Below are 6,359 nucleotides of genomic sequence, written 5' to 3'. Positions count from 1 at the left end.
GGGTTTTTATTTGAAGCGGATGTCCTTGTGTTTTTGTTTGTAGTTGAAATACGTGATTTAAGTGGGATTACCGTAATATTTATGCCGCTATCGTCACAGTATGCTTTCTTCAATATCAACTCTATATAGCGTTATTATAAACTTGAGTTTTATTTGGGGTGTTACATTATCGTAATTAGGGCTGAATAATTACTATTATTGTAACTGTTCAGGGGTCCGGAAATCGGGCGCTAATGAATCATTTGCTGGGCCGCTCAAGCCATCCATGGTCGCTATATAAGCGCTCCTAGCGCTTAAATGCCCAGAAAATAACCCATCAGCACCCTGTTGAGAGGTTTTTTGGGTTCGGCTGAATAGTTACTATTATTTTACATTATGATGAGTATAGGGCACTAAAAAATGGCACCCTATTTTACTGTTTACTCTAAAGTGCTTAAAATTTTAATGTCTGATTTTTTTGCCACTGTAAGGCTGATAGCAAAGCCACCACCAGGGGCTGAGTATTGGGTGAGTGTGCTTTTTTTACTGACAATTTTTTTCTTAATTGTATAAGCTTGTGGGTTGGTTTTAAAGTGGGCGTCGTCGGCATCGGCATAAATGGTCGCGATATACTTTTTTCCCTCTTCTAAAAAGTCAAAAGAGAGGGTGGTTGTTCTTTTTTGTATGCCGTTGACATTGCCCACAAACCAGTTGCTGCTGCCCTTTTCTTTGCGGGCAATGGTAATGTAATGGCCCGGCTCTGCTTCTAAATAGCGACTCTCATCCCAGTCAATAGCGACATCTTTGATAAATTGAAAAGCATCCAAAAAACGATTGTAGTTTTCGGGTAAATCGGCTGCCATTTGTAGAGGGCTATACATTGTGACATACAACGCTAATTGATTAGCAATGGTGCTGTTTACGTGCGAGGTATTTTTGGGATTTAATTTGCTAATATCCATTTCAAAAATACCCGGCGTATAATCCATAGGGCCACCGAGTAAGCGAGTAAATGGAAGCACCGTGACATGATTAGGTTTTGAACCGCCAAAAGCTTGGTATTCGGTGCCGCGGGCAGACTCATTGGCTATGAGGTTGGGGTAGGTTCTGGCTATACCGGTAGGGCGAACAGCTTCATGTGCATTAACCATGATTTTATAATCGGCGGCTTTTTCGAGGGCGTATTGGTAGTGGTTGATCATCCATTGACTGTAGTGGTTTTCGCCTCTGGGGAGTATGTCGCCGACATATCCGCTTTTAACTGAGTGATAACCATGCTTGTTCATAAAGGCGTATGCTGTATCTAAATGCCGCTCATAATTGCGGACAGAAGAGGAGGTCTCGTGGTGCATAATCATTTCGACACCTTGACTTTTAGCATATTGCTTAATAGCCACGATATCAAAATCGGGGTAAGGCGTTATAAAATCAAAAACATAATCTTTGGAATGGCCAAACCAATCTTCCCAGCCGATATTCCAGCCTTCTACTAATACAGCATCAAAACCATGCTCTGCAGCAAAATCAATATAGGTTTTTACGTGCGCGGTATTTGCACCATGGCGCCCATTAGGCTTTACCTTGCTAAAATCTGTTTGGCCTAAGACTACGGCGTTGAGTTCATCAGTATAAGCCCAGCTACTCTTTCCGGTAATCATCTCCCACCAAACACCAATATATTTTATTGGCTTGATCCACGATGTGTCTTCTATTTTACTGGGCTCATTTAAGTTGTAGATCATGCGAGAAGCCAAGATATCGCGAGCATCATCGCTAACAATAATAGTGCGCCATGGCGTTGTAGAGGGGGCGACCATAAAGGCTTTGTCGCCGTTAACATTAGGTGTGAGCCAGGCTTCAAAAATCATGTTTTTATCGTCTAAATTTAAATGCATGGCAGGGTAATTAATGAGTGCTGCTTCGTGAAGGTTGATATACAAACCTGCGGCGGTTTTTAATATTAATGAGGTTTGCACGCCTGTGGGTGAAAAAGACGTTTGGGATAAGTTCTCAGTGACCGATTGACTCATTAGGTGTCTTATTTGTGAGAGTTTAGATTCTGAATAATCGTATTCTTGCGTATCATAGTCGCCAGGAATCCAAAATGCCGTGTGATCACCGGTCATGGCAAACTGTGTTTTTTCATCTTCTATAACAAAATGCCCTAAGTTTTTTTGTTGAGGAAATTCGTAACGAAACCCAAGACCATCATTAAAGAGCCTAAAGCGTACTATTATTTTTCGTTGAGACTTTTTTTGGCTAAGGTTAACTTCTAGCTCGTTATAATGATTGCGTATTTCTTTCTCTTCGCCCCAAACGGGTTTCCATGTTTCATCAAAAGTAGAAGCCTTTACATCCTCGATTATAAAATTAGCTAACAAAGGCTTTTGATTTTTTATGGCAAAGCCTAGCGCGCTAGGCTTAATAACCGCTTCTCCTTTGTAGCTCAACGCATACATCGGGGCGCCATTTTTTTGTAGTGAAAACTGCATTGTTAAGCTGCCGTTAGGCGAGGTTAATTGCTGTGCTAAGCTTGTGCCTGAATGTAGAAGAACAAAAAATAACAATAAATAGAGAGTTTTTTTCATATCGACCTCTGTATGTTTTATAGGTATGCGTTGCATTATGACCTGTGACGATCAGTAAAAGCTAAAAATACCTGATTGATAGGATAGGGGTGTGCTAACGCCGTCTTTAGTGCATATCATTTTTAACAGGTTCAGCGCCTAAGTTTATGCTTTCATGCCTTTCGCACCAACCGCTGCCGAGGTGCTGTGATTCAAGATAGGCCGTTAAAATATATCTCAACGGCGTCACTTACTATACACTGATAATAAAAGGTCTTTTAAAGACAGTCACTTAAAAATAACGAGTCGTAGCAGCTGACAGCCAATGCTTGTAGGTAAATAGCCTTGACTCTATCGTGTAGCGCTGTAGTTACATGTCACCGACTCGATGAGCGATTATTAATGTGCCTGTATCATAGCTATTGCTTTAATCAGCTTTAAAAATACTCTACACTTTGGTTTTCGAGTGATTTAGGAGCTTTTTGCTTATGTTGATGCAGCAGCGCAATATTGTATTGATCGGTATGCCCGGAGCTGGCAAAAGTACAGCGGGTATATTACTGGCTAAAAATCTCGGTATGGATTTTATAGATACCGATATTGTGATTCAAAATACGCAGCATAAAACCCTGCAAGCGATTATTGAAGACGATGGTTATTTAGCGTTACGTGCCATTGAAGAAAGCGTCATTAGCGGGCTGGTTTGCCATAATACCGTCATCGCTACCGGCGGTAGTGCCGTGTACAGCACCGCGGCTATGCTTCATCTTAAAAAAAATGCTACGTTCGTGTATTTGGATGTCACACTAGCGCAGCTTAGGCTACGCATCCACAATTACGATGACCGCGGTATTGCCATGGCGCCAGGGCAAACCTTTGAAGCGCTATTTGACGAAAGGGCTAAGTTGTACCATCAATTTGCCGATATTATTATTCACAGCAGCCAACAAACCGCCCAACAAACTACCGACAATATAGAGCGGCAACTACCTTAGCCGCCAATTAAGCGCTTGGCGGCCACAGTACAGGCTTCAAAGCCCTGCGACGGTTTAAAAATCACGAGGCATACTACTGACTGCGAATATTTTATCGGTGAGTGTCTAAGATGTGACTTAATGGTTTTTGATAGTAGTGATATATTTTTCGCTTTTCATTATTCAGCTTAAACTTCAAAAGCGATAGGGTCTCTCTATTAGAAGCTCTCTGCGCAAGAGCGTTGCGCAGCCAGTGCATAGTTTACGGTGATTTTGCTGGCGTTACCCTGCCTTAACACCGTTATTTAAGGTGCTGAAATACACCTAAAATAATCCCATTTGTATTGTTGTTATAGAGTCAAAGCTGAGGCCTATAAATTGTAAAACACTATCGGCGATGGGTTTGAGTTGGCGCTCTATATATTGGTCGTAGGCTATGGGGCTGGTGGGTATATTTTTGTTTTGTGCAATAGGCTCGGGTCCGTTAACCGTGAGTAGGTACTCGATCCAGTCGCCTTTTTGTGGTGGTGGCTGCCAGTCGTAAGCTGTTGTTTGCTGAGTGTATTGCCGGGCAAGTTTATGAGCCGCTTGTACATGCGGAGGGATATTTTTTTGGTAGTCTTCTAGGTTTCTGCGTAGGCGTTTTCGGTAAATAAGTTGCTCATCCATATTCCCCTTTAAAACATTTTGTACGGTGTCATTAATATACTGCTCGACAGGCTCGTTATTAAATACCTTGGTGTAGAGGGCAAGTTGAAAATTTTTTGCTAACGCTGTCCAGTCAGTGCGGACATTCTCTAGGCCCTTAAAAATAATCTTTTTTTGGCCGTCATGATGGACAACACCAGCATAGCGCTTTTTACTGCCTTGGCTAGAGTTGCGAATAGTGGGCATTAAAAATTGTAAATACAGAGTTTCAAATTCTATCTCTAATGCACAGGGTATATCGTATTCGCTGCGTAATACATTTTGCCAATATTGATTTAGCCCTGCGGCCAAAGTTGTGCCTATGGCTAGAGCTTGCTCTTCGGTTTTATCGTTGCCGACCCAAACAAAAACCGAGTCGGTATCGCCATAAATCACTTGGCTGCCATTTTTCTCAATCCAGTGTTTTGTTTGTTGAATAATTTGGTGGCCGCGCAAGGTAATAGAGCTGCATATTCGCGGATCAAAAAAGCGACAACCCGTAGAGCCCAGTACGCCATAAAAAGAATTCATAATAATTTTTATCGCTTGCGATAAGGGTTGATCGTTGTTGGCTTTGGCTTGGTCGCGTGCTTGCCATAGCTCTTTAATAATAGTGGGTAATAAATGCTCTTCTTTAGAAAAGTATGCGTCGTTAAAGCCTGGAATCGTTACGCTTGGGCTAAGCTGTTGGTGCTGGGCGTACCAGTAAGCGTAAGGGTCGATATGAAAAGTGCGAATAATACTGGGATATAGGCTTTTGAAGTCGAGCACTAAAACATTGTTATAAATGCCGGGTTGCGAATCTAGCACGTAGCCGCCGGGGCTAATAATAGAGGATTGTAGCTCGCCTAAATTAGGGGCTATGTAGCCTTTGCGGTGTAGCTTGGGTAAATACGAAAACTCAAAGGCAGCTACCGAGCCGCCCATGCGGTCCATAAGTAAGCCGGTAAGCTGGCTGCGTACAATAGCAAATTCAAAGAGCTTAGTTTTAGCAAATATATCCCAGACTAATTTACAATCTTGTAAATTGTATTTTGCCAATTGTTGCTGATTAGTCTTGTAAAGCGTGGTGATGGCTTGCCCGCCTTGCTGGCTATTGAGCGGGTTGTTTTCGATGAGTTTTCTTTCGCCGAGTAGCTCTTGAGCGACATTGTCTAATTTAAAACTGGCAAAGTTGTAGGTGGCGGCTTTTAGTAACTCTATACCATCGAGTGCTAGGCGCCCGGGTATAGTGATGTAGTAGCGGTTGGTGCTTTTATCTTCACGCCATTTGATGGGTTGTTGTGCTCGGCCTAGATTAAAGGCGACTTTATGTTTTTGGCATAAAGCTTTTAACACTTTTAAATCGAATTGGATAAAATTCCAGCCAATAAGGCAGTCGGGGTTGTAGTGTTGAATAAAATGTAAAAAAGCACCTAGGCAGGCGTGCTCGCTAGGGAGGTAGTGAATATGATTGTTAATATTCTCGGTATCGGTATCGGTATCGGTATCGGTATCGGCATCACTGCTGTCGTGAGCTGTTGTGTGATTAACCATAAAAACATGTTGTGCTTCATGGTTGTAGGCAGCAATGGAATACAGCTGTTGCGCATCCATGCTGGTTTCTATATCAACCGATAAGCTGCGTAATTGCGGGGTAAAAATAAGAGGGCTTAATTTAGGGTTGTAGTATTCAATGTGGTCTGTATAGGTACGGCTTGGGCCTTCTATAGTGAGTCCGCCAGTAATGAAACGCTCCATCAAATAACGCTCGGGCGGGCGAATATCAGCCTCCCAAACGGGAATATTGTGTTGTGTTAGGCGCGCTTCGTTATCGCGTGCGGCGCGATAGCTTAAAAAATATAACGGTACAACGGGCGTATTTTGGTCATTTTTAAAAACCTTGGTGCCCGTGCGATAACTGTTATTAGCTGAGTTATGTTTAGCTGAGTTATTTTGGGTTGAGCGGTTATCAGTCAGTAATTGCGCTATGCGTGTAAGATCTTTTTGTTGAACAAAAAAAACGGCTTCTTGTTGCGTGATAAGAATGCGAAGGGCGTGCGGCGGTGGGTTTTTTGCTATGGGCGTAGCACAGGTACACCATAGCTCTAATGTGATGCCTTGAGGGGTGTCGTGCCATTGGCGAGTCAGTAAAAATGCCTGCATGCGGTTT

Annotated in this window: 3 protein-coding genes; 1 reads left to right on the top strand and 2 read right to left on the bottom strand. The window is 42.6% G+C overall.

Annotated elements, in window-relative coordinates:
- Window positions 1-419 precede the first annotated feature (419 nt).
- On the bottom strand, window positions 420-2,567 hold the full coding sequence (locus AC438_RS13350; protein ID WP_053981762.1) for a glycoside hydrolase family 97 protein: 2,148 nt from the start codon (window positions 2,565-2,567) through the stop codon (window positions 420-422).
- A gap of 467 nt (window positions 2,568-3,034) precedes the next feature.
- Here AC438_RS13350 and AC438_RS13345 point away from each other — a divergent pair, with 467 nt between their 5' ends.
- Window positions 3,035-3,541 (top strand): shikimate kinase, encoded by a 507-nt coding sequence (locus tag AC438_RS13345; RefSeq protein ID WP_238376398.1) that lies wholly within the window; start codon window positions 3,035-3,037, stop codon window positions 3,539-3,541.
- 303 nt (window positions 3,542-3,844) lie between these two features.
- Here the strand turns inward: AC438_RS13345 and AC438_RS13340 are convergent, their stop codons facing one another.
- A complete protein-coding gene (locus AC438_RS13340) occupies window positions 3,845-6,352 on the bottom strand; it encodes a DNA polymerase II (protein WP_053981761.1) in 2,508 nt (835 codons plus the stop codon).
- Between the last annotated feature and the right edge of the window lie 7 nt (window positions 6,353-6,359).

Origin of the sequence: Marinagarivorans algicola, assembly GCF_001292705.1 — a bacterium.
GTDB classification, from domain to species: Bacteria; Pseudomonadota; Gammaproteobacteria; order Pseudomonadales; family Cellvibrionaceae; genus Marinagarivorans; species Marinagarivorans algicola.
Note: the sequence above shows the minus strand (reverse complement) of the source record. Positions and strands in the feature narration are given on the sequence as shown.